The following is a 25,523-nucleotide window of genomic DNA, read 5'->3' on the forward strand; positions in this document are numbered from 1 at the left end:
TGGCGCGTGATCAGTCGATCAGGCCAGCTTCCTTGTAGTACTTCGCCGCACCTGGGTGCAGGGGCGCACTCAGAGCGTCGGATACCATTTCCTCTTTGTTCAGGTTGGCAAAGGCCGGGTGCAGGCGCTTGAAGCTGTCGAAGTTCTCGAACACTGCCTTGACGACCTCATAAACCACCTCGTCCGGAACGTCAGTGGATGACACGAAGGTTGCAGCCACACCAAAGGTTGTTACGTCCTCGTCGCTACCACGGTACATGCCGCCCGGAATGGTGGCTTCGCGGTAATACGGGTTTTCGGAAATGAGCTTGGCGGTCGCGTCATTTTCGACGTTGACCAGGACACTGTCACAGGAGGTCGTTGCCTCTTTGATGGAACCGGACGGATGGCCAACGGTGTAGAAGAACGCATCGATGTTTCCATCGCAAAGCGCCTGCGACTGCTCCGCCGCCTTGAGTTCGGCCGCCAGCGAGAACTTGTCCATGCTCCAGCCCATCTCATCCATCAGCACCTCTGCAGTGGCGCGCTGGCCAGAACCGGGGTTACCCACGGAAACCCGCTTGCCTTCGAGATCCTCGAAAGTGGTGATCCCTGAACCCTTGCTGGCAACCACGGTGAACGGTTCGGGGTGCAGTGAAAAAACCGCTCGCAGGTCCTTGTTTGCGCCATCGTCCTTGAACTGGCTGGTGCCATTGTAGGCGTGGTACTGCCAGTCGGACTGGGCGACCGCCAGATCCAGCTCGCCCTGACGGATCGCGTTCAGGTTGTATACTGAGCCGCCGGTGCTCTCAACTGAACAGCGGATACCGTGTTCTTTACGGTCCATATTCACCAGACGGCAGATGGCACCGCCCGCCGGATAATAAACGCCAGTCACACCACCAGTACCAATCGTCACAAAACGCTGCTCTTGAGCGGAAACAGAAGTTGAGGCCGCGCCAAGACTGACAGCAGCAGCAACGGCGAGAGCGGATGCCTTAAGTTTCAGTGTCATGTGAGTTCTTCCTTCTTCTGATAGTTGTCATAGAAAGCCCGTCGTTTCTTGGGGACAGGCTCGAGATTCATCTTAGAACATAGACCAGTTCGGCCTATAAATAAAGTACGAGTTTCCCGGCTAACCTTTTGACCAGACAACAAAAAAGCCCGCAGAGCGGGCTTTTTTGCGGGTCCTCGGAAGGACTACTTCGAGGCGCGGGCCTTGGCCAGCATGCGGTCCGGGCGCAGCAGGAAGCGCGCCAGGGCCGGCAGCAGCCAGATAGCCCCAACCATGTTCCACAGGAACATGAAGAAGAGCAGGAAGCCCATATCGGCCTGGAACTTGATCGGCGAGAAAATCCAAGTCACTACGCCGAGGCCCAGGGTCACACCAGTGAACATGACCGCTTTACCGGTGGAGCGCAGGGTCTCGAAATAAGCATCCTGCAGGGTCTTGCCTTCCAGCAGGAACTTTTCAAGCTTGCTGTAGATGTAGATACCGTAGTCCACACCAATACCGACACCCAGGGCAATAACCGGCAGGGTCGCGACCTTGATACCGATGCCCGAGACCGCCATGATCGCCTCGCACAGGATTGACGTCAGCCCCAGCGGGATAACGATACAAAGCACGGCGCGAATGGACCGGAATGTCAGCAGGCACAGCAAACTCACCACACCGTAGACCATCATCAGCATCAGGTCCTTGGCATTGGAGATGACCTCGTTGGTGGCCGCTTCGACACCCGCATTACCGGCTGCCAGAAGGAAGGTATGGTTCTCGTTGCTGTTGTTTGCCGCAAATTCCTCAACCCGCTCCACCGCGGTCTGCAGGGTTTCGGCCTTGTGATCCTCAAGGAAAACCAGCACCGGCGTAAGGCTGCAGTCAGTGTTGATCAGCCCGGAAGGTGCATTTCGGATAGACGCGTTAATAATGGTCTGGTTGCGGGAAATCTCGAACCACTTCCAGTTACCTTCGTTCAGCGCCTTGGTCACAATCTTGGAGACATCAGCCAGGGATGCGGTCGACTGAACCCCCGGTGTGTTTTGCAACTCCCACTGCAGACTGTCCATGGCACGCAGCACGTCATACTGGGTGCACTGCTCGACCGGCGTCTTCACCATAACCACGAGCACGTCGGCACTGGTCGAATAGTTATCAATGATGAAGGCGTTATCCTTGTTGTAGCGGGAATCCGCGCGTAACTCCGGCGCACCGCGATCCAGATCGCCCACCTTCAGGTCCTGCTTGTAGTAGAGACCAAGTCCCAGACCAATAACGGCGATCAGCAGTGAAATCGGCGCCACACCAGGATGGGAGAAGTACGACATAACTCGCCACTTGCGATCCTGTTTCTCGCCATGATTCTGAACATGGCGAACACCGCCCTTGGAAATCCCGACATAGGACATGATCAGGACGTGCAGCACCAGATTGGTGACAATCACGAAGGCGACACCGATACCGGCAGCCACAGCCAGATCCCGGATTACATCGATCTCGATGAAGAACAGTGTCAGGAAGCCGAATGCATCGGAAATCAATGCCAGCATGCCGGGGATGTAGAGGGCACGAAACGCAAGACGCGCAGCCGTGACGGAGTCAAAGCCTTTGGCTGACTCGACCGCCATGGCGTTGACTATCTGAACCCCGTGGCTGATCCCGATCGCAAATACCAGGAACGGCACCAGAACAGAGTACGGATCCAGACCATAGCCAAGCAGGCGCAACGCGCCCAGTTGCCAGAACACCGCGATAATCGAGGTGAATACCGGAACCAGCGTGCCCGCGATGCACCGGGAATACCAGAACAGCAGCAGCGTGGTCAGAATGATGGTGATACCGGCGAACCAGGCGATTGAACCGATCCCCTCGATCAGGTCGCCCACTTTCTTGGCGAAGCCCACGATGTGGATGTCAATATTGGGATTCTGGGCTTCGTACTTCTGACGGATCTTTTCTTCGAGCTGACGGGAGAACTCGCCGTAATCGAGCGGCTGACCGGTCTCGGGGTTCTTCTCGTAAAGCGGCGCGTAGACAATCGTGGACTTGAAATTGTCCGCAATCAGACGCCCAACCTCGTTTGAGCGCAGCGCATTCTGGCGCAGCTGCTCGAGGCTGGTGTCTGAGCCGTCGTAGTTATCGGGAATGACGGTGCCGCCCTGAAAGCCCTGCTCTGTAACTTCAACCCATCGGACGTTGGACGTCCACATGGATTTAAGCCCGGAGCGGTCAACGCCGTTCAGGTAGAAAACCTCATCGGTGATCTGCTTCAGGGTCTCCATGTACTCGGCGCTGAAGATGTCACCTTCTTTAACTTCGACCGCAATTCGGACGAAGTTGCCGAGGTTCTGGAGATCATCCCGGTGATCCAGCATGTTGATGATGTAAGGATGTTGCAGCGGGATCATCCGCTCGAAGCTGGCGTCGGGCTGGATTTTCGCAGCGTTGTACCCCAGGAACAGGGTCACCAGTATAAAGCCAATCAGGATGGCCGCGCGGTTGTTGAAAATCACGCGTTCCAGAAATGGCTCCGCCTTTGGCGTCGTCAGGTAATGTTCGCCCTTGTCATGCTTAGGGTTGGACATTCAAAAGCCCCTCTATTTTTCTGTTCGGTTGTTGCCACATCAGGGCGTTATTGAAGGTTTTTGCCTTTGGCATCGGTCATTTTCACGCCACCTTCACCAACCAGCAGCAGGTTGGTACCCGAAACCGGCACTACACTCATGACGCCCTGTCGGTCGTCACGCAGATACTCACGGAAGGTATCACCACCGTTACCGCTGGTGAGGACGGCGCCGCTATTACCAACCAGTACAATTCGGGAATCCTCGGCAAAGCCGTCGTTCAACGTTGCGGTGGAACCGGTACTGACCATAGACCAGGACTTACCAAGGTCCGTTGACAACATCAGCGTCCCACGAAGGCCAAACGCAAGGATTTCATTCACCCGACCGGTACCGATCACGCCAAACAACGAGCCCGGATACGGGCCTTCACGCCGCTCCCAGTTCTGTCCCTGATCAACCGAGACATGAATCTGGCCGGCTTCGCCGACGATGACCATCGCACCGCCACCGACTCTCGAGATGGCGTTCAGGTGGAAGTTCTGGGGATTACTCAGTTTTGGCGACCAGTCCTGCCAGGTCTCGCCCCCATCTTTGGTGTGGAAGAACATACCATAGGCACCAATCACGAACCCCTGATTCTCGTCTGCAAACCAGACGTCGAGGAATGGATTGACCGGACCGATGTCGAGATCCGCCTGCATATTCTCAAGTGCGAAGTAAAGATCATCCAGCGCCCATTCGAGATCGGATTTCTTCTCCTCTGGCGCTGCCTCTACGCGCTCTTCCATGGCAGCAATGGCTTCTTCCTGGCTCTCGATCGCCAGTTCAGCGGCGCGCGTTCCGGTAAGCTGAAGCTCCCAGGTTTGGCCGGCATCATCCGAATGAAGCACCACACCGCTGTGACCCACCGCCCAGCCATGGGTGTCACTGCCGAAATCAATACCGGTCAGGGTGACAGAGACCGGAACCTCTGCCTGGGTCCAGGTGTCACCCTCATCATCGGAAAAGATGATGTGGCCACGCTCGCCAATCGCCAAGATACGGTCGCCGGCACGTTCCACATCATTCAGAAGATTTTCGGGAGCCAGCTCAGTTGGCCTTGCTGGTGTTTCAATAACGTCCGTCAGTGCAAATGCGACAGGGGACGCACAGGCCATGGAAAGCCCAAGGCACGCTGCACCCAGGGTTTTACACATAAAGCTTGTAGCCATTCGGATTGCCTATAGGTTGTTTTTACGTGTGTCTCTGACCGGGTCATCCCGGCTCTAACTGTAAAGATACCGGCAACCTTTCGGATGCCGGTATACCGAGCGCCTACTCCATTGGGCGCGGGAAACTCCTGGTTATCTGAACCTTAGCGGACGCTCCGGCGGCGCAGGGAAGCCGGAGAGAAGTACCGCTTGTTCGGAACGTCATCTGTGAAGACCCTGGTATTCGGTTCTTCGGTGTCCAGGCCCTGAACATGATAGCGACGGGCCTGGAGATCGTGAAACGCTTCAAGCGTAGTCCATACGCCCGGCAATTCGTAATAGTTTTTAAGAACGCCCATGCTCACGCGCCACAACTCGCCACGGCCGTCATACTGGTCAAGCAGGGCGGTATTCCAGCTATCCTCGTCAACATAGAAACGACGCTTGGCGTAGATGTGTCGCTCGCCATCCTTCAGGGTTGCGGTCACGACATGGACCCTGTGCAACTCCCAACGCATCAGATCAGGATTCAGATGCGCCATTCCGAGGATTTCGGTGTAAGGCAGTCCTTCCTGAGCAATCTCATAGTTGTTGTACGGGATATAGATTTCGCGCTTACCCTCATAGGTCCAGTTATACCGATCCATGGCACCGTTAAAGATGTCGGTGTCATCGGCGGTACGCAGGTTATCGGCTGCCGCGATCGGGGAATCGTAACCGAGGTTCGGCGCCCGGCGGACACGGCGTTGACCGGCGTTGTAGCCCCAGCCGTTACGCGGGTTGATGATCTGGTTCATGGTCTCGTGCACGAGAATCGCACCACCAGCCAGACGGGGCGGAGACTGGGTAAACGAGAGGTAGTAGAAAATCACGTTTTCGAGGGTCTTTTCACCGCCTTCAGGATTGTAGAAGTTGAAGAAGGCTTCTTGCTGTGATGTCACCAACGTGTAATCGCCGTTCTGCTGAACCGCCACTTCACTGGCACGTCGGGTCAGCGAGACACCACGCCAACGGGTCAGATGGTTCCAGATGACCTGCCACGCTTTCTGCTCATCATTGCCGCTGAGAATCGGGAACGGATAGCCGCCGAACGCACCATCGATACCGGCGCTTTCACCAACGATTTCGGCACTGGTAGCATTTTCGCGGGTATTGGCTTCAACCCAGTCCGGCAGGGAATGGCTCCTGCGGGTTTTGTACACCGGAATCCGGAACGTGGTCGGGTAGGTTTCCAGCATCGCCTTCAGACCATCCGTGAGGTGCTCGGAATACTGGTCAGCATTGCTGGCATTGATGGTGAACAATACCTCGTCGTCCGGGAACGGATTGGGATGGTGCTGGCCGCTCCCCTCGTAGCTTGCCGGTGGCTTGGTGATGCCACCATCCCAGGCGGGAATGGTTCCAGCCTCGTTGCCCGCCTTCGGAGAACCGAAAGGCGTCAGATCTTTGCCGAGGCGCGCAGCCTCACTTGAGGAAACCGCGGCGTATGCCGGCGCTGCGGCGACAGAGAGGGCCATAAGGCCGCCGAGAATAGCGTTCTTATTGTATCTCATTATGTAACCTTAATCCGTCTGGAAGCCTCTGGAGGGCTTTTTATTATCGTCTGATGGGAGTACAGACTTTCCACCAGATTAGCGGATCGAGCATTATTGTCTATCGACCGAAAGTGCGATTTTGTATCCGGCTGTGACCACCACCTACAATCCCAGCCGGATCATCACGGGCTTGGTCAGCCAGCCAGACTCTTGTGAACGACCTCGTAGACGTCGCGTGACAAGCCTGACTTGTCACGGATACGCTCCAGTGCCGACTTCATCAGTTCGCTGTACGCGGGGGCAAACTTCTTCCACCGGGTCAGAGGTGTTACCAGGCGCGCGGCAATCTGGGGATTACTGTCGTCCAGGCGACAGACCTGATCCGCCAGGAAGTTGTATCCTGAACCGTCCGGACGGTGGAAGGCTGCGAGGTTCTGGCCGGCGAAGGCCCCAACCACGGAGCGAATCTTGTTCGGATTCTTCCAGTCGAACGCCCTGTGCTCCAGCAGCGCCCGGATCTGGGGCAACTGGCCGGCCCGATCGCTGGCAGCCTGCACCGAGAACCACTGCTCCACCACTTGCGGATCTTCCTGGAAACGCTCGTAAAACTCCTCCAGGACCCGCTCGCGGTCTTCCTCGTAATCGGAGTTCACCAGGGCCCGGAGCGCGCCCAGCCGATCGGTCATGTTGTCCGAATTCCGGAATTGACGCAGAGCCAGTTCCCGACCTTCCTCGTCGTTGATCTGCAGCAACCAGGCCAGCGCCGTGTTACGCAGACTCCTGCGCGCAATCTGCTCCGGCGTGACCGCGTAGTCGCCTTCTTCCAGGTTGCGACGGTAACAGGCGACCAAATCATCGCGAAGCGCGATGGCCAGATGTTTGAGCACACGCTCACGGGCCTCGTGAATTGCCGGTGCATCGGCACTTTCCGCCAGCTCAATCAGGTACGCGGCCGAGGGCAGCTGCAGCATCTTGGCGACCAGTGCCTGATCGAGCGACGAATCCGAGATCAGGTGGCGATAGGCGGCAACCAGACGGGCGTCAATCGACGAATCTTTGGGTGCACCGATCAGTGACTGAATGACATCCACCGCCAGACGCTGACCGGCATCCCAGCGATTGAATCCATCGGGATCGTGACTCATCAGAAACAGCATCTGCTCACGGGTCCACGGATAGCGCACACGGACCGGTGCCGAGAACTGACGCAGCAGTGACGGCACAGGGCACTCGTTCAGACCGTGGAACTCGAACACGTGGGTTTCACCGGTCAGCTCCAGCACACGCTCTGTCGGAGCGTCCTGGGAATCGGATTCGAGACGCAGTGGCAGCGACTCTCCCCTGCTCCCGAGAAGACCGAGCGCAAACGGAATGTGCTGCGGTTTCTTTCCGGTCTGCCCCGGGGTGTCCGGAATGCTTTGCCGGATCGTCAGCCGATAAATGCCCTGCCCCGAATCAAACTCGTCTGACACGTCGAGCACCGGGGTTCCCGCCTGCTCGTACCAGAGCCGGAACTGCGACAGATCACGACCGGAGGCGTCCTCCATCGCCCTGACAAAATCGTCGGTGGTAACGGCCTGGCCATCATGACGCTGGAAATACAGGTCACTGCCCTTTCGGAACATGTCAGGGCCAAGCAGGGTGTGGATCATGCGAACCACTTCGGCACCCTTTTCATAGATGGTCAGGGTGTAGAAGTTGGAGATCTCCATGTAGGAGGCCGGGCGGACGGGGTGCGCCATGGGGCCACCGTCTTCGGCAAACTGCGCGGTGCGCAGGACATTGACGTCTTCAATACGCTTGACCGTGGGCGAACCCACGTCCGCCGAGAACTGGGAGTCCCGGAAGACCGTGAAGCCTTCCTTGAGGCTCAGTTGGAACCAGTCCCGACACGTGACACGGTTACCCGACCAGTTATGGAAATACTCGTGGGCCACAATCGCCTCAATGCGCTGGAATGCCACATCCGTAGCCGTTTCCTGGCTGGCCAGTACGCACGACGAGTTGAAGATGTTCAGGCCCTTGTTCTCCATAGCGCCCATGTTGAAATCATCGACGGCCACGATCATGAAGATATCGAGGTCGTATTCGCGCCCGTAGGTCTCTTCGTCCCAACGCATGGAACGCTTGAGGGAATCCATCGCGTGATCGCATTTTTCAGCGTTGCGCGGTTCCACGTACATGCGCAGATCGATGTCGCGCCCCGAGCAGGTGGTGAATGTGTCCCGCTTTTCCACCAGGTCGCCGGCCACCAGGGCAAACAGGTAACAGGGCTTGGGAAACGGATCTTCCCAGGTGACAAAGTGACGCCCCTCACCCAGATCGCCCCGTTCAACATCATTTCCGTTCGACAGCAGTACCGGGTAAGCCGATTTATCTGCCTCAACCCGGGTCCGAAACCGGGACATCACATCCGGACGATCAGGGAAGAAGGTAATGCAGCGGAATCCCTCCGCCTCGCACTGGGTGCAGAACATCCCGGACGATTTGTACAGACCCTCGAGGCGGGTGTTGTTCTGGGGCTCGATCCAGGTCACCACCGACAACTCGAACTGCTCGGGTACCGATTCCACAATCAGCTTGTCACCGCGATCCTCATACTCGCCCTCACTCAACGCTTTGCCATCGAGGGCGACGGACTCAAGGACCAGGCTGTCGCCGTCAAGTTCGAGCGGAGCCGCACCGGCGTCGGACTCCGGATTGCGACGGACGGCCAGGGTACTGTGAACGCGGGTGCCGTCCTCGAACAGCTCAAAGCGCAGGTCGACCGTATCAACCAGGTAAGCCGGCACTCGGTACTCGCTCAGGTAAATGGTCTGGGGCTGGTTGGTACGCATGATCTATCTCCAGATTACTCAGCCGCTGCCTGCCGGCGGTCCGGCAAACAGGTAGTGTCAGGTCAGACGGGGATGGCGCAATCAGTCGTCCATCACCCGGAAACGTACTTCGTACCCGGTAAACTTCCGGATATTGATCACTCCGGTATCCAGAATGAGGTACTGGCCCTTGATGCCCTCCAGCACACCTTCCACTTCCGGATTCTTGTCCAGATTGTGAGTTTTGATTTTTTCGGGCCAGACATCAACCGGGTAGCTTAACCCGAGCCCGTCTTCATCCACTTCGCGAATTGCATCCTGGCCGTGAGTCTCCCGCAAGGCAGACAGATCATCGGCAATCAGGGCCAGCATCCGCTGTCGCTCGTCAGCCAGGTTCAGCTCAGGCACATCACCTTTCAGCATGGCGCGCCAGTTGGTCCGGTCCGCCACATGGCTCTTGCAGGCAACTTCCACCAGCCCGGCAATATATCGGGTCGCAACACGAACCATGGGGATCGCATCAACCGCGCCCTGGTCTATCCAGCGGGTGGGCACCTGGGAACCACGGGTAATTCCCACCTTCAAACCGGACGAATTGGCCAGGTAAACGACATGCTCAACCATACAGTGGGTTTCGCCCCACTCCGGCTCGCGACAGGTACCAAGGTGATAATGGCACTTTTCCGGACTCATGATGCAGCTGTCGCAGGCCGCCAGCTTCCGGAAACAGGGGTAACAGTAGCCCTGGTTGAAGCTTTTCTTGGTGGCGCGGTCACAGTTAATGCAGCGAATGACGCCATCGAAGTCGAGGCGGACACGCTTGCCGAGAAATTCGTTCAGCGGAACGCGACTGTCCCCCACCGAGATGGAGTAGGCCACCGGTGCCAGAGCTTCGGCAGGCATTTTGCGCAGCCGGCCGGTTACGTCGATCAGCTCGCTCAAGACTTGACCTCAACGAACTGGTCAGGGTCCACGTCGCCTTTGCCGGCATTGGCCCGCTGCACCGACGGATCGCAGGCGGTGCCAGCTTTGGCGCCGCGGTCAATGTAGCCAGTGCGCTCCTCTTCAGGTATCTGGTGCAGGTTCTCGTAGTAAATGACAGCCTGCAGACTGATTTCCCGCTGCTCCGGTGTGAGCGTCCTGCCGTCCGGCCATTTTCCGAGTTCGATCGACTGACGAAGGCTCCGGTAGACATTGGGATCCAGTCGCTCAATCAGTTCATCGTAGGTCATTCGGTTCTCCCGAAACGTGTTCCAAAAAAGTGCCTCAACCGTTTGACAGATGCAAACGATAACGATTATCATTTCTTCACCAAATGACGACGGTCGTATCATTTGGTCTCTCTCATCAGGAGCTAAATGCTCTTTTTATGCCCCGCCCTCAGGCGGGGCTTTTTTTTGGCTCCTCACTGTCTCTTTACGGGCAGAATCAGCGCCAGGGCCACTCCACTGACAAATCCGCCCAAATGGGCTTCATTGGCCATGCGCCCCAACCCCAGAAATTCCGTAAAGGGCGTGAAACCGATCACCATCCAGACCACGGCAAACGTCACCAGTGCCGGCGGAAAGTGAAATCTCGGAACCTTGCGCTGACTCAGCCAGCAATAGCCCAGAATGCCATATACCACACCGGACAGACCGCCAAACAAGGGTCCGGAAACCAGGTATTGAAGTCCATTCGAAAAAATACTGGTCCCGAGAAAGAGCACAATCAAGCGCCCACGCCCATCGAACCATTCGATCTGGCTTCCAAGAAACCACAACATGACCGCATTGAAGATGATATGGGTCCAGCTGAAGTGCAGGAAGTCAGGGGTCAACAGTCGCCAGACCTGCCCGCCGGCCAGGGTATTGGCCAGCGCATCAACGCGGCCAGCCATGGTACTCCAGTCAAAGTCCCGGGGATCGATGACCATCAGCGCGGCAGCAAACTCGTTCCGGCCCATCGCCGTGACCCAGATCATGATCACTGCAAGTATGATCAGGCCCAACACAACAGGTGCATGCCGGGGCGAGGGTTGCCAGCGCCCACGAACGAAGACCGGAGAATGGTGCTGGCGTTCCACCGCGTCCCGAAGATCCGGTTCGGCCAGGAACCTCTCCAAAGCTATCAGGACCGGTTCGGCATGCTCCGGATTCTCCAACCACAGAACCTGATGATCGTTTTCTTCTGTGATCCGATGCGCAACGCCCTGCCCAGACAGCCATCGACTGAAACCGGCGAGATTCACCGTGGTATCCATCTGCTTCACGCGGTACACAAAAAACCTCGCCTATCAGGGTATATAGGGTAATCGAGCTCCGTTAACTCAACGGGCAATACTGTCTTCCGTGCCGGAATACCCCGGCTGCTCCGGACGATCGACCTCCACCCAGACAAACTTGTCCGGGGAAAGCACCGACTCATCGTCCATACGGTACGCTACCAATCTGCCGTATTTCACCGCACTGTAATCAATGCAGGCAACGTTGGCCTTGAGCGGCGCCGGCTCCCCTTCCATCCAGTAGTGGCCCACAAACACCGGGGGCGCATCCAGCGGGTAGCTGATAAGTTGCTTGCGCTCGTTTTCCGTCAACTCCATGCGCGCCACTTCCGGCGGCAAAGGATCCGGCTGAAATACGACATCGGCATAGGTACGCGGGGCATCGGCCCAGAATTTGGTCCGGAAAAACTCACGGACATAACCGTCCCGGCCGGTGATTGCCGTTCCCTCCGGCAAGCGCAAATCCGTTCCCCGAAGCAAGGTGTCCATGACCTGGCCGGCAAACGACTCGATGGCCGCCGACGCGTGCAGGAAATCCTCGTCAATGCAGGCGCCACCCTGGAGCTGTTTGAACTTGTCGATCAGTTCTCCGTCCCAACAGGCGTGGACCACCCGGAAATCCTCTTCCTCGATAAACAGGGGGATGGTGTAGAACCATTCCAGGAACTCGTTCCATTCATGGGGATGGGCGTCAAACTGCTCAAGGGTTTCGCGAATCAGCCGATCATGGCGGGCATTGTGCTCGCGCAGCCACTTCTTGCCGCTGCCGGAACGGGCACGGGTGCAGTAGCCCAGCGCATTGTACTCGTGATTGCCCATCACAATCCGGGCCGAGCCATGCTCCACCATGTCGCGCACCAGGTGCAGGGCTTCACGGATTCGGGGTCCGCGGTCGATAATATCGCCGATGAAAATCGCCTGGCGCCGGTCGTGCTGATACACACCGTTCACCTTCCGGTAGCCCATCTGTTCCAGCAACCGGATCAGGGTGTTGGCGCAACCGTGGATGTCGCCGATGATGTCGAAGCCGCGGCTTGCGGAGTGTCTGTTTACAGCCATGATCAACTCGCTGAAATTTCACTTGCCCAGCCAAGCTTGTCACGGCAGGTGGCATAGAAATTGTGATCGGTGGGGTGGATCAACCGGATCTTGAAGGGTTTCTTGGTGATACGGATAATGTCGCCCGGCGCACAGGCGATGTTCATCTGACCGTCGAACGAAATCTGCGGGTAGGTTTCGTTGGTTTCCCCGATCACCAGTTTGATCTCGCTTTTGCCATCCACCACGATGGGGCGACTGCTGAGCGTATGCGGAAACATCGGCACCAGCACAACCGCATCAAGCTTCGGATGCATTATCGGGCCACCCGCCGAGAGCGAATACGCCGTCGAACCTGTCGGTGTGGCGACGATAAGTCCGTCGGAACGCTGGCTGTAGACAAAGTGGCCATCAATAAACAGATCAAAGCCGATCATCCGGGTCGACTTGCCCGGGTGCAGCACCACATCGTTGAGCGCGGTTCCAAACCCCAGCGGCTGCCCGTTACGCTCTACATTACCATCCAGCAGAAAGCGCGTTTCTTCCACGTACTCGCCTTCCAGAACCTTGCCCAGACGCTCTTCCAGATCGGATGGAGAAATATCGGTAAGAAAGCCCAGACGGCCTCGATTCACACCAAGCAGGGGGATCTTTGACTTCGCCAACTCCCGCGCGGCACCCAGCAAGCTGCCGTCACCACCCACAACAATGACCAGGTCGCAGATCTCACCCAGCAGCTTTTTGCTGGCAACCTGCAAACCATGGCCCGGCAGCATACCGGCGGTGTCTTCCTCGAGAATGACGTGGTAGTTGTTGGCAATCAGGTATTGTTTGAGCTGACGCAGTGATTCAACCACCTTCACGCTGCCCAATCGGCCAATAACACCAATATTCCTGAACTGATCCATGAGGCTTCCTGTGGTGTCGGGATGCGGTGGGGCCGGCCAGATCCGCCAGCCCCGTGACAATCTGGCTCACAGTTTAACGAAAGTCACCCCGATACTGAAAAAAGATCGAAACTTCAGGATTGATGCTGCTCGCAGCGGTCGTCAATGCCGGACCGAAACTCGCCTGGTTGGCTGATCCGCATGATGGGCTCGCCACAGGTCTTGCCATCCTTACCCTCGTGCTGGCACACCGGGTTCTCGTAATGCTCAAGCCACTGGCGATACGCAGGCTCGTTCATGCCGCAGCGCTCTGCCGCGTATGCCACCGGATTGGTGAAGTAGGTTTCGATGTCGTCGTAGGGCAAGGTGATATGGCCGACACCGGGATGGTAAGCCACGAGAAACACAGCCTGTTTCCTGAGCTGGCCCATGATGGAATTTTCCGCAGGCTCCTGGTGCTGGAGCTCATGGTTCTCCTGCTCAAGTGCCGCTATCCGCTCATCCCGGAGTTCCAGTTCACGGTGCTTCCGGTCAAGCTGTTCCCGGAGGAGCACCAATTCCGCATCGGTGTTGGCGTCGTCCCGCTCCTTTTCCTCGCCACCGGAGGCAATCTGCTCCTGCATGGTGAGGTACTGCTCATTCCGTTCAGACAAGCGCTTCTTAAGCTGCTCGTTACTCAGGCGCTGGCGTTCGTACTTTTGCTCCAGGTCGGAAAATTCACTGCGCAGCGTCTGCAATTCCAGGCGATGCTCCCGCTGGATTTCAGACAATGAATCCCGATGGACACTCTGGAGGGTTTTGATGCGGAGACGCTGCTCCCGAATGAGCTGGGCCAGACGGGCCCGGTCGGCCGCGTTGTCCGCGTCTTCCTGAGACTCTGCGGACGTTGCCGGAGCCGAATTGAGCACCGGAATGTCTTCTTCCTGCGCCGGTTGAGGCTCAATTTTTCGAAACTTCAGAGAGTTGGAATCGACAGCCTTGCGAATGGCCTGGAAATGATTGTTACCGGGCGTCATGTCCGGATCCCAAAGCTCCTCGGCATAGCGAGGCTCCGGGCATTGGCTCCGGCACACCAGCCGGATGGGGCCTCCCCCCATGTCCGGGCCTTTGGCACCGCGCTTGGCCAGCTCTTCAATGGGCACGTTCCAATTGCTATCCGCCCGGCCCTCCTCATCGAACCAGATCCGGAAAAACACCAGGGATTGCACGAGGAGATCGCCACTCAGCTCAACCAGAACCGCTTTAACATCGGTCTCGGCGAGGTCCGATAACCCTACGTATCCGTCCAGAAAAGCCCCAAATTCACTGGCACGCATCTGGCGCGCCACATGGCTTCCATCCACGAAAAACACCGCCGCATAACCATCAGTCGCCTGGTCGGCAGATACCATTTGTGACTCTCCTAGCTCTTAAAGATTCGACACCAACACGATGAAGTCACACAGAATGTTCCATCGGGTTCCGGTGTCGGCAAACACCGCCCTCACCGGTTGAGAGAGGGCGGATACGCAAACTGACAGACTCAGGCTTACTAGTCTAGCCAGTCAATCTTCGGTGCACAGAGAAAAACTGCAACGTTTTGTGATCACAGTTGCGCAGCGAGCCGGCTTCCCTGATCAATCGCCCGCTTGGCATCAAGCTCCGCCGCGACATCGGCACCGCCGATCAAATGCACGGCCACACCGGCTGCCTCAAGCCCCCCCTGAAGCTCACGCAGCGGCTCCTGTCCGGCGCAGATGATAATGGTATCAACCGGTAGCACGCGATCCTCGCCCTGCTCCGCACCTTTGGGCGTGACCGTGATATGCAGCCCCTGATCATCAATCTTGCGGTAGCTCACGCCCGGCACCATCTGAACCTGACGGTTCTTCAGGGACGTCCGATGAATCCAGCCAGTGGTTTTGCCAAGATTCTTACCCACCTTGGATGCCTTGCGCTGCAACAGGTAGACCTCCCGGGCAGGTTCCGGCACCTCGGGCGAGACGCCTTGAATTCCACCACGGTGCTCGACACTCAGATCAACGCCCCACTCGCGCATGAAGTGCTCGGTATCAAGCGAGGCTGAAGCCCCCTTGTGCACAATGAATTCTGAGACATCGAAGCCGATTCCTCCGGCCCCGATCACCGCCACTTTCTGCCCAACGGGCTTGCGCTCGAGCAGGGCATCGAGGTATCCGATGACTTTCGGGTGATCAATCCCCTCGATGTCCGGTGTGCGCGGCTCGACGCCGGTCGCCAGAACCACGTCATCGAAACCGCCAGCCTTGAGGTCGTCAACATTCACCCGGGTGTTGAGACGGACATCCACGCCATGCTTGTCCAGCATGACCCGGAAATAACGCAGCGTTTCATGGAACTCCTCTTTCCCGGGAATCCGCTTGGCGACGTTGAACTGGCCGCCAATTTGGCTACCGGCATCAAACAGGGTCACCTTGTGACCACGTTCGGCCGCAACCGACGCAAAGGCAAGGCCCGCCGGCCCGGCACCAACCACCGCAATTGATTTGGGCGCAGCCGTCTTGACCCAGGTCAGCTCGGTTTCATGGCAGGCCCGGGGGTTGACGAGGCAGGAAGTCAGCTTGCCGCTGAAGGTGTGATCCAGGCAGGCCTGATTGCAACCGATGCAGGTGTTGATTTCATCGGCACGATCTTCAGCCGCCTTCAGGACCAGGTCCGAATCCGCCAGGAATGGACGCGCCATAGACACCATGTCGGCATCGCCTTCGGCCAGGATTTTCTCGGCAACGTCCGGCATGTTGATCCGGTTGGTGGTTACCAGCGGGATGCTTACCTCACCCTTGAGGCGGGCGGTCACTTTGGTGAACGCACCGCGGGGCACGGAGGTTGCGATGGTCGGCACCCGGGCTTCATGCCAGCCGATGCCGGTGTTGATGATGGTCGCGCCAGCCTTTTCGATTTCCTTGGCCAGGTGCACCACCTCTTCCCAGGTACTGCCATCCTCAATCAGATCCAGCATCGACAGGCGGTAGATCAGAATGAAGTTCTCGCCCACCCGCTCCCGGACACGACGCACGATTTCGATCGGCAGGCGAATCCGGTTCTCATAACTTCCGCCCCAACCATCGGTACGGTGGTTGGTGTGGGACACAATGAACTGGTTGATGAAGTAACCTTCGGAGCCCATGATCTCGACACCGTCGTAGCCGGCGCTCTGAGCCAGCACTGCACAGTCGGCGTAATCCTGAATCTGTTTCTCGATACCCGCCTCGTCCAACTCTTTGGGCTTGAACGGGTTGATTGGCGCCTGGATGGCAGAGGGCGCCACCAGTTCCGGCGAGTACGCATAACGACCTGCGTGCAGGATCTGCATACAGATTTTGCCGTCAGCCTCATGAACGGCCCGGGTAATGACCTTGTGATTTTCCACTTCGTCTTCGTTGGTCATCTTGGCCGCGTGCTGGAACACACCGCCCTCCACGTTCGGCGCAATACCACCGGTAACAATCAGGCCAGCACCACCACGGGCGCGTTCCGCGTAAAAGGCCGCCAGACGCTCAAAACCGTTTTTCGCTTCCTCGAGACCGGTGTGCATGGAACCCATGAGAGTCCGGTTGCGGAGCTTGGTAAAGCCGAGATCGAGGGGTTCGAGCAGGTTGGGGTATTTGGCGACACCGGGGGTAGCGGGTGCGGTCATGATTGATCTCCTCATTATCAATGGTTGCGGACCTTTGGAGGCCCGACTCGTTTTATGGCCCTAAATTACCCGGCTGACTTGCCATCAACAATATCCCTTAATAACATTCTATTATCTTCAGACAACATGTCGGACAAGCGCTGATAATGACCAGACAAACAGCCTCCCCCCAGCGCCCGCGCAATGCCCTGGGCAACATCAGCGTGCTGCACGTGTCGGTTCTGCTGAGGGCGGCCGCGGCGGAAGGCGCAGATACTGAACACCTGACCTCCAACTTCCGGCTGAGCGCAGAAACCCTTGCGTCCGCTGCTGCACGGATCAGCATTCCGCGTTTCATGCGACTGGGCCACGCTGCCATAGCCCAAACAGGGAACCGTGCCCTCGGTCTGCGCATCGGGGCCCTGACACGGCCCGTCGATGCGGGCATCGCCGGATTGGCGGGCCAGTCAGCGGAGACCGCTGGCGAAGCCCTCAGCACGCTCATCCGATACTCCCTGCTCACCAGCCAGAACAGTCGCGGCGCCCCCTCCCTCAACGCAAAAGATCGCCAGGCCCTGTTCTATTCCATACGCCCTTACAACGCGTTCAACTTTTTTGTCGTGGATTCAGTGCTCGCCGCCTGGACCCAGTTTGTTCGAAACGTTACAGGCCAGTATGAGGTGCTGGAGCGGGTCACCATCGAGTATCCGTCCGTTGGTCAGGATGATCTGTTTGAAAGCTGGTTCCGGTGCCCGGTTCATTTTGGCGCCAAGGAGAACGGCATTACCCTCAAACCCGAGATCTGGACTCAGCCGACACGGCAGGCGCAGGCAGCCATGCATGAAAAACTGGTGGACCTGTGTGAGCGGGAGTTGCAGCAAATTCGGAAAGGCTGGACCACCGGCGACCGGGTAAAGCACTTGCTGACACCTCTGTTCAAGGGTGAAAGCCCGAGCCTTGAAACCATTGCCAGCAAACTGGGCGTGGCTCCCTGGACGCTACAGCGGCAGTTAGCTGCGGAGGGAACAGGGTTTCGTGAACTGGTGGACGAGACGCGGAAACAACTGGCAAGGGATTATATTCGCGAAACCGAGACGGCTCTTTCGGAGATTGCCTGGCTTCTGGGCTTCGCCAATCCGGCGGCATTTCATAAGGCCTACCGGCGGTGGTTTGATATCAGCCCCGGTGAACACCGGAACCGGCTGAAGGCAGAACGCTAGATTTCGGTAGCGTCGTCGTAGCCTTCGTCGTCGTCAAACTCTTCGAACTGGCTTTCGATCAACTCTTCTTGATAATCCGACATGCATCTATCCTGCGTGGGTTCATTCAGAAGCAGGTTGACGCCAGATCATGACAGTGCAATGACAGAGAACAGAAAAACCGAACTACGAGGGAAGGAAAAATGGCGGAGCGGACGGGACTCGAACCCGCGACCCCCGGCGTGACAGGCCGGTATTCTAACCAGCTGAACTACCGCTCCGCGTTGGTCATCACGTCGTGCCCGAACTGGGCGGTGCAATCAGGGGTGTGACTGCTCGGTGACAACGAGGGCGCATTATAAAGAGGCACCCGGTTATGTCAACGCTTTTCCCGAAAAAAATTCCCGGGGGCGTTGACGCTAGAGGGCATCGACCATGGCGTCCTTGCCCTGAGCCGTTTTCCGGTACTCGATCGGTGTCATGTTCGACCAGCGCTTGAAAGCCCGATAGAAAGTGCTGGGCTCAGAGAACCCGGTCAGGTAAACGATCTCGTCAATCGATTCGTCGGTGGTCGCCAGCAACTGACGGGCCAGACGGTAGCGGAAGTCCGCCAGCACCTGGTTGAAGCTGGTCTCTGCCTCCGTCAGCCGGGTACGCAGGGTCCTGGGCTTGATTCCGAGGCGCTCGGCAACCGCATCGAGGGTGACCTCGCCGCTATCCAGCAACTCCGCCACAATCCTCTCCACCTGCCCCACGATGTCCCGCTTCTCAAGACGAGCCACCTGTTCGCTGGCAAACCGTTCATGCAGGTCAAGCAACTCGGGCTCCGCATGGGGCGAGGCATGGGTGAGCAGCGTCGCCGGGAAATACAACCGGTTCTCCGGCGCGCCAAAGACCACGTCACAGCCAAGCACCTCGGCCGCGTGCTCCTGGCCGGAGTCTCGGTGATGTTCAAACTCGATGCGGGAGGGGTAGAAAGAATCGTCGGTGATGGAACGGAAGAAGGTAATCACACCCTGCACAAAACATTCATTGAAATGTTTCAGGCGACTCACTTCATCAGAGGCCGCATCCAGAACCATGCAGGCGTCGTCGCCCTCAATAAAGAAATCCGTGTTGGCGGCGTCGCTCAACAGACGCTGGTAATTCTGGGCACGCCGCAGGCCCTCGCCAAAGGTCGGACTGCTGAGAAAAAGGTATTCCAGAACCTGCCCTTTGTAGGCGGGCAACAAGGGCCCGAGATGAAGACCGATGTCCGGATCTCCCGATACGTCTTCAACCGCTTGCCAGAAGTAAAGCTGGGCGCTGTGGGGGGTGCGCAACTGCTCGGTATAAACGTAGTTCTCGTCGACGCCCAGGCGACTGAAAATGGCATCGGTATCAATGCCTCTTTTCTTCATCGCCTCGTAAATCAGGCGCAACATTACTCCCGCATCACGAAGTTCCTGCATAAAATCCCGCTTTTTTTATTCGTTTAATACCACTTTGACCCGGCGGACAATTTCCGGGGCAAGCCAAGTCAATGCCTGATCCAGCCGGATTTGCCAGAGTGAAGGCCTTTGATATGAAGCTTCTAGGACTAAGGTCTGATATTAGAGCATATCAGGCCACAGACGCACAGTTGTACCAGAATGTAAAAATAACCGGTACTTACGTGACCAATTCACGACTACAGTTAATGGCGAATACCTGCGCCGGGAGACAACCCTTATGTCAGATACTTTTATTTACCGCAACGCCCCGCCGGGCCTGCTGCCCCTCTACGCCCGGGCACTGATGCCGAAACCGGTAAAAGCCGGCCGCGACGTCACCATACCGGCATTGTCTGCACGACTGCTGGGCGCCAGCACCGCAGGTGATAAGCTGGCGCGGTATAAAACAATCTGCGGCTTCACGCAGACGACCAGCATTCCCGTGACCTGGCCGCACGTCATGGCGTTTCCGCTCCACCTCAAGCTGCTGACTGCCCCATCCTTTCCGTTGCCTCTTCTGGGACTGGTTCACCTGCGCAATACCATTACCCAGCACCGTGCAATCGGAGTGGGTGAAACCCTCGATCTGACCGTTCGCCTGGGCAAACAGGAGCGCACAAGCCGGGGTATCGAGTTCGATCTGATTACCGAGGCCCACGCCGCAGGCAAACTGATCTGGGAGGAGTCCAGCATTACGCTGTACCGGCGAGCGGCGACAGAATCCGGGACTGGCCGGAAGTCCGCGCCGCCGGAGCTGGAGCGGTACCCCAATACGCTGAGCATCGACGCTCCGGAATCCATCGGCCGACAGTATGCCGGCGTCTCGGGCGACAGCAACCCGATTCACATGCACGCACTCAGCGCCAAAGCCTTCGGGTTCCCGAGGGCAATCGCCCACGGCATGTGGAGCAAAGCCCGCGCACTGGCACTACTGGAACAACAGGAGGACTGGAAGCCCGGCGCCTTCCGGGTGTCCTGCCAGTTCAAGAAGCCGCTGTTCCTGCCCGGAACGGCGCAACTCAACTGGCATTCCGGTGCGTCAGGCTGGGACTATCAACTGTTGAATTCGAGGGGCGATGCCCCGCATCTCAGCGGTCACATCGAATGGCTGTAAAGGCCCGGAGGCTTGGTATTCAGGCTTCCCCGGCGCCCGAGGCGACTTCAGGGGCACAGGGCGCTCCGTCCGCTCCAGCCACTGGCAGGGTAAAGTAGAAGCAGGCGCCCCCGCCCTCGGGGCGCTCAAAGCCGATATCCCCACCTTGCGCCTGAATCAGGGACCGGCAGGTGGCAAGGCCGATGCCCATGCCCTCATCCTTGGTGGTGTAGAACGGCAGAAACAGCTTGTCTTCGGCGTCTGCCGGCAGGCCAACGCCATGGTCCCGCACCTGGACACGAACGCAGCTTGAGCCGAGCAATTCGGCACTTACCTCAACCGGCGTTGAGGCATCGGCGCTCCGGGTCGCCTCCAGCGCATTACGGATCAGGTTCAGGGCAACCTGCTGGACCTGGATCGGATCGGCCGCCACATCCGGCAGCGAATCCGGGACCGACAGCTCAATCCCACCCTCGTTGTTACGCATGTCGACTTCTGCGAACTGGCGGGTGTCCTCGAGCAGCGCCGGGACCGATATGACTTCTTTGCCAGTCGCCGGCTTTTTCATGAATCGACGAATTCGGCGAATGATCTCGCTGGCGCGGTGGGATTGGGCCTCGATCTTGTCCAGGGTCTCACCCAGCAAACCGAGGTCGGGGTTTTCCTTGCGCATCATTCGCTTGGACACCCGGGCATAGTTGGTGATTGCCGTGAGCGGCTGGTTCACCTCATGGGCAAAGCCGGCCGCCATCTCGCCCATGGTGGTCAGTCTCGATGCGTGGGCCAGCTGGTCCCGCTGCTCCTGAACCAACGCCCTGGCCTCTTCCAGAGCCGCCTCGCTCTCGAGTTCTGCTGTGATGTCCCGGAATACCACCACGGCGCCATGCAACTGGTCATTATCAAGCTTCGGCGTCGACCGGTATTCCGCAGGAAACCCGCTGCCGTCCGTCCTCTTCATCCGGATGTTGCGCTGGCCCTCGGCCCTGCCCTGGCAGCAGGTGGTCTGAACCGGCAAACCGTCCGGACAATCACCGCAGGTCGCAAAGTGCACTTCAAAAAAGTTTCGGCCAACCAGCTCATCGACCGGGCAGCGCATGATCTCCGCCGCGGCCGGATTGGCAAACTCGATAACCCCGTTCTCATCCAGACCGTAAATGCCTTCACTGATGGAGTTGAGAATCCGGGTCTGGTCGCCCTGGAGTTCCCGGTTCCGTGCCTGAAGCTCCCGCTCAAGACGAATAACCCGGGCGTGGGTCTTCACCCGCGCAATTACCTCAAGGGACTGGAAAGGCTTGGAAATGTAATCGGCACCACCGAGGGAAAATCCCTTCACCTTGGCCTGCAGATCGTCCAGGGCAGACAGAAACACCACGGCGCAGTCTGCCGTCGCCGGATCCGCCTTGAGGCGTTCGCACACCTCGTAGCCATCCATTTCAGGCATCATGATGTCCAGCAGGATTACTTCGGGCTGGTGGCGATGGGCAAGGTCCAGGGCCTTTTCACCTTCGTTGGCGATCAACAGGCGATAGCCCTTGTCTTTCAGGGTCTCATAGAGGACTTTGAGGTTCTGTGGATTATCATCCACGAGCAGAACCGTCACCTCCGAGTTCTCACTGACAACTTCAGTCATATAAACGGGGCCGATTGAAAAGGTCTCCGTATGATGCCGACAGGATCACCGGGCGTCGATAAGGTCCTTTACGGACAGGACCATACGAACCAGGTGCGCCAGGGAGTGGGTCCCCATCTTGTGCATAACCCGGGAACGGTGAATTTCCACCGTCCGTTGACTGATTTCCAGCTCGATCGCAATCACCTTGTTGGCCTGTCCCGCAATCATCCGGTCCATGATCTCGTGTTCGCGGGGGGTGAGGCTTTTAACGCGACGAATGATTTCCTGCTTCTCATCGAGGGTCTTGCGCTGCTCGAGATCCTGTTCAAGAGCCGCCTCGATTTTTTCCAGCAGGGCTTCTTCCCGATAGGGCTTCTGGATAAAGTCCACAGCCCCTTCCTTCATGGCGTCCACGGCCATGGGGACATCGCCGTGTCCAGTCACAAAAATGATGGGCAGGATGGAGTGCTTTTCGTTCAGCTTTTTCTGAAGCTCCATACCATCCATACCCGGCATGCGGATATCCAGCACAATGCACCCGGCCATCTTTTCGGAGTAGTCCTTGAGAAAAGCCGTTGCGTTCTCGTAGGTCTTCACCGGCTTGCTGTCTGACTTCAGCAGCAGCTCCAGTGAATCACGAACCGCTTCATCGTCTTCTACTACGTATACGGTCTGCTGGATATCAGTCATGTGTGTGTTCTCTCCTGTCCACTTTCTTATGATGTCCGGTCAGTGAATTGACGGATCCTTATGATCGTCCCGGGCATGTTCCTGACGCTCATGTTCACGCATTTTTTCAAGCCGTTGTTGGATAATGCCAAAAACGCTCTGCTTCGGGTACCTGCCCTTGTCATCCGCCTTGCCGGCAGGTTTGCCGAGCAACAGGGTGACAGCCTCTTCCAATCGGCTGGCGGCATAGACCGCAAACCGACCCTCGCGGGCGGCGTTGACCAATTCACTGTCCAGCATCAGGTTCTGGACGTTGGTACTGGGGACAATTACGCCCTGGGTGCCGGTGAGACCGCCTTTTAACTGACAGGTTGCAAAGAAGCCTTCGACTTTCTCGTTTACCCCGCCAATAGGCTGAACCTCTCCGAACTGGTTGACTGAGCCGGTAATCGCCAGGTCCTGCCTGACCGGGATCTCGGCCAGGGCCGAGATCAGGGCACAGAGTTCCGCCAGGGATGCGCTGTCGCCGTCAATTTCTCCATAGTTCTGTTCGAAGGTCAGGCTGGCAGACAGATGCATCGGGTCTGTGATTGCAAAGTGAGATGCCAGCCAGGAGCTGAGAATCATGACGCCCTTGGAGTGGATATTGCCTCCCAGCTTCACATCCCGCTCGATATCCATCACCGCACCATCTCCATAGTAGCAGGTTGCAGTGACACGGTTGGAAAGGCCGAATTCGAACCCACCGGTCGACAGCACCGACAACGCGTTTACCTGCCCAACGCAGGTGCCGCTGGTGCTGACCAGGGTCGACCCGTCACGAATGGAATCGTAGAACTGGTCACGGATACGGCTGCTGCGGTATTTGGCGCTTTCCAGTGCCCGCTCTACGTGTGCGTCCTGAATCAGTTTCGCACCCGCCTGGCGAGCCCAGAAATCGGACTCGCGAAGCAGATTGGCAATATCGGCGGCGTGCAGAGAAAGGCGGTCCTGATGCTCCGCCATTCGCGAACTGTGCTCAATCACCCGAGCCACCGCCTTGTTCGAGCAGTGCAGGAGCTTCTTCTCGCTGACAAGACTGGCAATGAACTTGGCATACAGCAGCTGGCTGTCGTCGGACCGATACATTTCATTCTCGAAGTCCGCCGTCACCCGGAACAATTCGGCGAACTCCGAATCGTATTCCTGCAGCAGCATCCAGGTTTCCCGGTCACCAAACAGGACAATCTTCACATCCAGCGGCACCGCTTCCGGCTCGATGGAAATGGTGCCAGACAGGGTCAGTTCGCGCTCCAGCGAATTGATCTGGATGGACTTGGATCGCAGAGCCCGCTTCAGACCATCCCAGACGAACGGCTGCTCCAGTACCTTGATGGCATCCATCAACAGGTAACCACCGTTGGCCCGGTGCAGGCTGCCCGGCCGGATCAGCGAGAAGTCGGTGAACACCGTGCCTTTATAGGTCACGTTCTCCACGTAACCGAACAGGTTGTGGTAGGTCGGGTTATCCTCAACCACCACCGGTACTTCGTTGGTTTTCTGATGTACCAACAGGTTGACCAGATAGCGCCGGGGCATTTTCTTGTCGAGCGAGGCGTAGGCAATAGCCGCCTGTTCGTCGTCATCGTCGAGGAAAATATCCAGGTTCTCGGCGAGGTCGTTCCGCACCGCCTCAAAATAGGAAACCACGTCGGGCAGATCCCGGTATTTTTCCTCCAGCTCGTCAATCTGGTGGCCCGAAATGCCTTCGAGGGTTTCCTTGTTCAGCGCCTGCTGCTTGTCGGCATACTCCTGCTCCCAGTCTGCCAGCTTGCGCAGCGCCTGCCGGAGCTTCTTTTCCAGCTTGTTGATTGAGTCCTCGAACTTGTCCCGCTGCTCTTCGGTCAGTGCCTGGAAGGACTCTGCGGTGTGCGGTTCGTCGCCGTTCATGGCGACAAGCCGGTAACCACCGGGCGTGGTGACGGTCAGGCTGACCTTCTTGCGCCTGGCCTGGGCCGCCACCTTCTCCAGTTCATCTTCCTGCATCTTGCCGTATTCGTTCTTGAGCTGTTCCGACCGTTCCAGAAAGCTGTCGCTGTCGAACGTCTGAGGGATGACCTTGACCAGCCGGCTCATCAGCTTTTCCATGTCCTGCTTGAGCTGGGTGCCCTTGCCCGCGGGGACTTGCAGCAGCCGAGGAACCCGTGGTTCCTCAAAATTGGCAACATAGCACCAGTCATGACTCTGCTGGTCCGTATCGACGTGGTGCTCGAGGTAACGCAGCATCATGGTGCGCTTGCCCAGCCCGTTTCGTCCTACCGCATAGACGTTATAGCCGCCATGGGGCATGGCCAGTGCGAAGCGAACGGCCTCCTGGGCCCGATTCTGGCCGACGATTTCGGCCAGTGGCTCCAGTTGCCGGGTGGTTTTGAATGGCAGGTCTTTCAGAACACAGGCTTTGTAGAGCTGGTGCAGAGACAGTGACTTCAAGGTACGGTCCTGTAACGGTTGAATCATTGGCCGGTCATTGTAGATTCTGCGGCCGCCCCTGTCGCGTGCGAGCACAAGATTTCTGCCGGGCTGGCGGCCC

General features: G+C 57.8%; 18 protein-coding genes and 1 tRNA gene. 2 read left to right on the forward strand and 17 right to left on the reverse strand.

Translation table 11 applies throughout. The features are described 5' to 3' along the window. Positions 1-10 precede the first annotated feature (10 nt). The 12 genes from K0B93_RS16010 to K0B93_RS16065 all read right to left on the reverse strand — a co-directional run bounded on the left by K0B93_RS16010 (position 11) and on the right by K0B93_RS16065 (position 16,930). A complete protein-coding gene (locus K0B93_RS16010; protein ID WP_219868268.1) occupies positions 11-994 on the reverse strand; it encodes a TAXI family TRAP transporter solute-binding subunit in 984 nt (327 codons plus the stop codon). Positions 995-1,179: 185 nt separating this feature from the next. Beyond that, a complete protein-coding gene (locus K0B93_RS16015) occupies positions 1,180-3,564 on the reverse strand; it encodes an efflux RND transporter permease subunit (RefSeq protein WP_219868269.1) in 2,385 nt (794 codons plus the stop codon). A 47-nt stretch (positions 3,565-3,611) separates the two neighbouring features. Beyond that, entirely contained in the window at positions 3,612-4,757 is a 1,146-nt protein-coding gene (locus K0B93_RS16020) for a WD40/YVTN/BNR-like repeat-containing protein (protein WP_228743566.1), read from the reverse strand. 143 nt (positions 4,758-4,900) lie between these two features. Beyond that, positions 4,901-6,289: a DUF1329 domain-containing protein gene (locus K0B93_RS16025; RefSeq protein ID WP_219868270.1), complete on the reverse strand. Its 1,389-nt coding sequence runs from the start codon at positions 6,287-6,289 to the stop codon at positions 4,901-4,903. Between the two features lie 176 nt (positions 6,290-6,465). Then, positions 6,466-9,108: an aminopeptidase N gene (gene pepN, locus K0B93_RS16030; RefSeq protein ID WP_219868271.1), complete on the reverse strand. Its 2,643-nt coding sequence runs from the start codon at positions 9,106-9,108 to the stop codon at positions 6,466-6,468. Positions 9,109-9,189: 81 nt separating this feature from the next. Continuing rightward, complete coding sequence (locus tag K0B93_RS16035; RefSeq protein WP_219868272.1) at positions 9,190-10,029, reverse strand: DUF2797 domain-containing protein; 840 nt, start codon at positions 10,027-10,029, stop codon at positions 9,190-9,192. Further along, positions 10,026-10,319, reverse strand: a complete 294-nt coding sequence (locus K0B93_RS16040) for a YeaC family protein (protein WP_219868273.1) — start codon at positions 10,317-10,319, stop codon at positions 10,026-10,028. The genes K0B93_RS16035 and K0B93_RS16040 overlap by 4 nt, the downstream gene beginning before the upstream one ends. Positions 10,320-10,492: 173 nt before the next feature. After that, positions 10,493-11,347, reverse strand: a complete 855-nt coding sequence (locus tag K0B93_RS16045; RefSeq protein ID WP_285368763.1) for a rhomboid family intramembrane serine protease — start codon at positions 11,345-11,347, stop codon at positions 10,493-10,495. A 48-nt stretch (positions 11,348-11,395) separates the two neighbouring features. Next, positions 11,396-12,409, reverse strand: a complete 1,014-nt coding sequence (locus tag K0B93_RS16050) for a metallophosphoesterase (protein WP_219868274.1) — start codon at positions 12,407-12,409, stop codon at positions 11,396-11,398. A 2-nt stretch (positions 12,410-12,411) separates the two neighbouring features. Further along, on the reverse strand, positions 12,412-13,296 hold the full coding sequence (locus K0B93_RS16055) for an NAD(+) kinase (protein WP_219477721.1): 885 nt from the start codon (positions 13,294-13,296) through the stop codon (positions 12,412-12,414). A 113-nt stretch (positions 13,297-13,409) separates the two neighbouring features. Beyond that, on the reverse strand, positions 13,410-14,666 hold the full coding sequence (locus K0B93_RS16060) for a DNA repair protein (protein WP_219868275.1): 1,257 nt from the start codon (positions 14,664-14,666) through the stop codon (positions 13,410-13,412). A gap of 194 nt (positions 14,667-14,860) precedes the next feature. Continuing rightward, on the reverse strand, positions 14,861-16,930 hold the full coding sequence (locus tag K0B93_RS16065) for an NADPH-dependent 2,4-dienoyl-CoA reductase (protein ID WP_219868276.1): 2,070 nt from the start codon (positions 16,928-16,930) through the stop codon (positions 14,861-14,863). Between the two features lie 146 nt (positions 16,931-17,076). Here K0B93_RS16065 and K0B93_RS16070 point away from each other — a divergent pair, with 146 nt between their 5' ends. Then, positions 17,077-18,129: an AraC family transcriptional regulator gene (locus tag K0B93_RS16070; RefSeq protein ID WP_219868277.1), complete on the forward strand. Its 1,053-nt coding sequence runs from the start codon at positions 17,077-17,079 to the stop codon at positions 18,127-18,129. A 183-nt stretch (positions 18,130-18,312) separates the two neighbouring features. On the opposite strand, the gene K0B93_RS16075 is transcribed toward K0B93_RS16070, so the two are convergent. After that, positions 18,313-18,389 (reverse strand) — tRNA-Asp (locus K0B93_RS16075). A gap of 138 nt (positions 18,390-18,527) precedes the next feature. Further along, positions 18,528-19,559 carry an AraC family transcriptional regulator gene (locus K0B93_RS16080; RefSeq protein WP_219868278.1) on the reverse strand — a complete coding sequence of 344 codons (1,032 nt, stop codon included), beginning with the start codon at positions 19,557-19,559 and terminating at the stop codon, positions 18,528-18,530. 259 nt (positions 19,560-19,818) lie between these two features. On the opposite strand from K0B93_RS16080, the gene K0B93_RS16085 reads away from it, so the two are divergent. Then, positions 19,819-20,694, forward strand: a complete 876-nt coding sequence (locus tag K0B93_RS16085; protein WP_219868279.1) for a MaoC family dehydratase — start codon at positions 19,819-19,821, stop codon at positions 20,692-20,694. A 19-nt stretch (positions 20,695-20,713) separates the two neighbouring features. Here K0B93_RS16085 and K0B93_RS16090 read toward each other — a convergent pair whose 3' ends face one another. The 3 genes from K0B93_RS16090 to K0B93_RS16100 are packed head-to-tail and all read right to left on the reverse strand — an operon-like array spanning position 20,714 to position 25,423. After that, positions 20,714-22,303 (reverse strand): response regulator, encoded by a 1,590-nt coding sequence (locus tag K0B93_RS16090; protein WP_219868280.1) that lies wholly within the window; start codon positions 22,301-22,303, stop codon positions 20,714-20,716. Positions 22,304-22,348: 45 nt separating this feature from the next. Beyond that, the gene (gene fixJ / locus K0B93_RS16095; RefSeq protein ID WP_219868281.1) at positions 22,349-22,975 is read right to left on the reverse strand and encodes a response regulator FixJ; all 627 of its coding nucleotides are present in this window, start codon (positions 22,973-22,975) and stop codon (positions 22,349-22,351) included. Between the two features lie 39 nt (positions 22,976-23,014). Further along, entirely contained in the window at positions 23,015-25,423 is a 2,409-nt protein-coding gene (locus K0B93_RS16100) for a Lon protease family protein (RefSeq protein ID WP_219868282.1), read from the reverse strand. Positions 25,424-25,523 lie beyond the last annotated feature (100 nt).

Origin of the sequence: Marinobacter sp. F4218, assembly GCF_019443085.1 — a bacterium.
Lineage (GTDB): Bacteria > Pseudomonadota > Gammaproteobacteria > Pseudomonadales > Oleiphilaceae > Marinobacter > Marinobacter albus.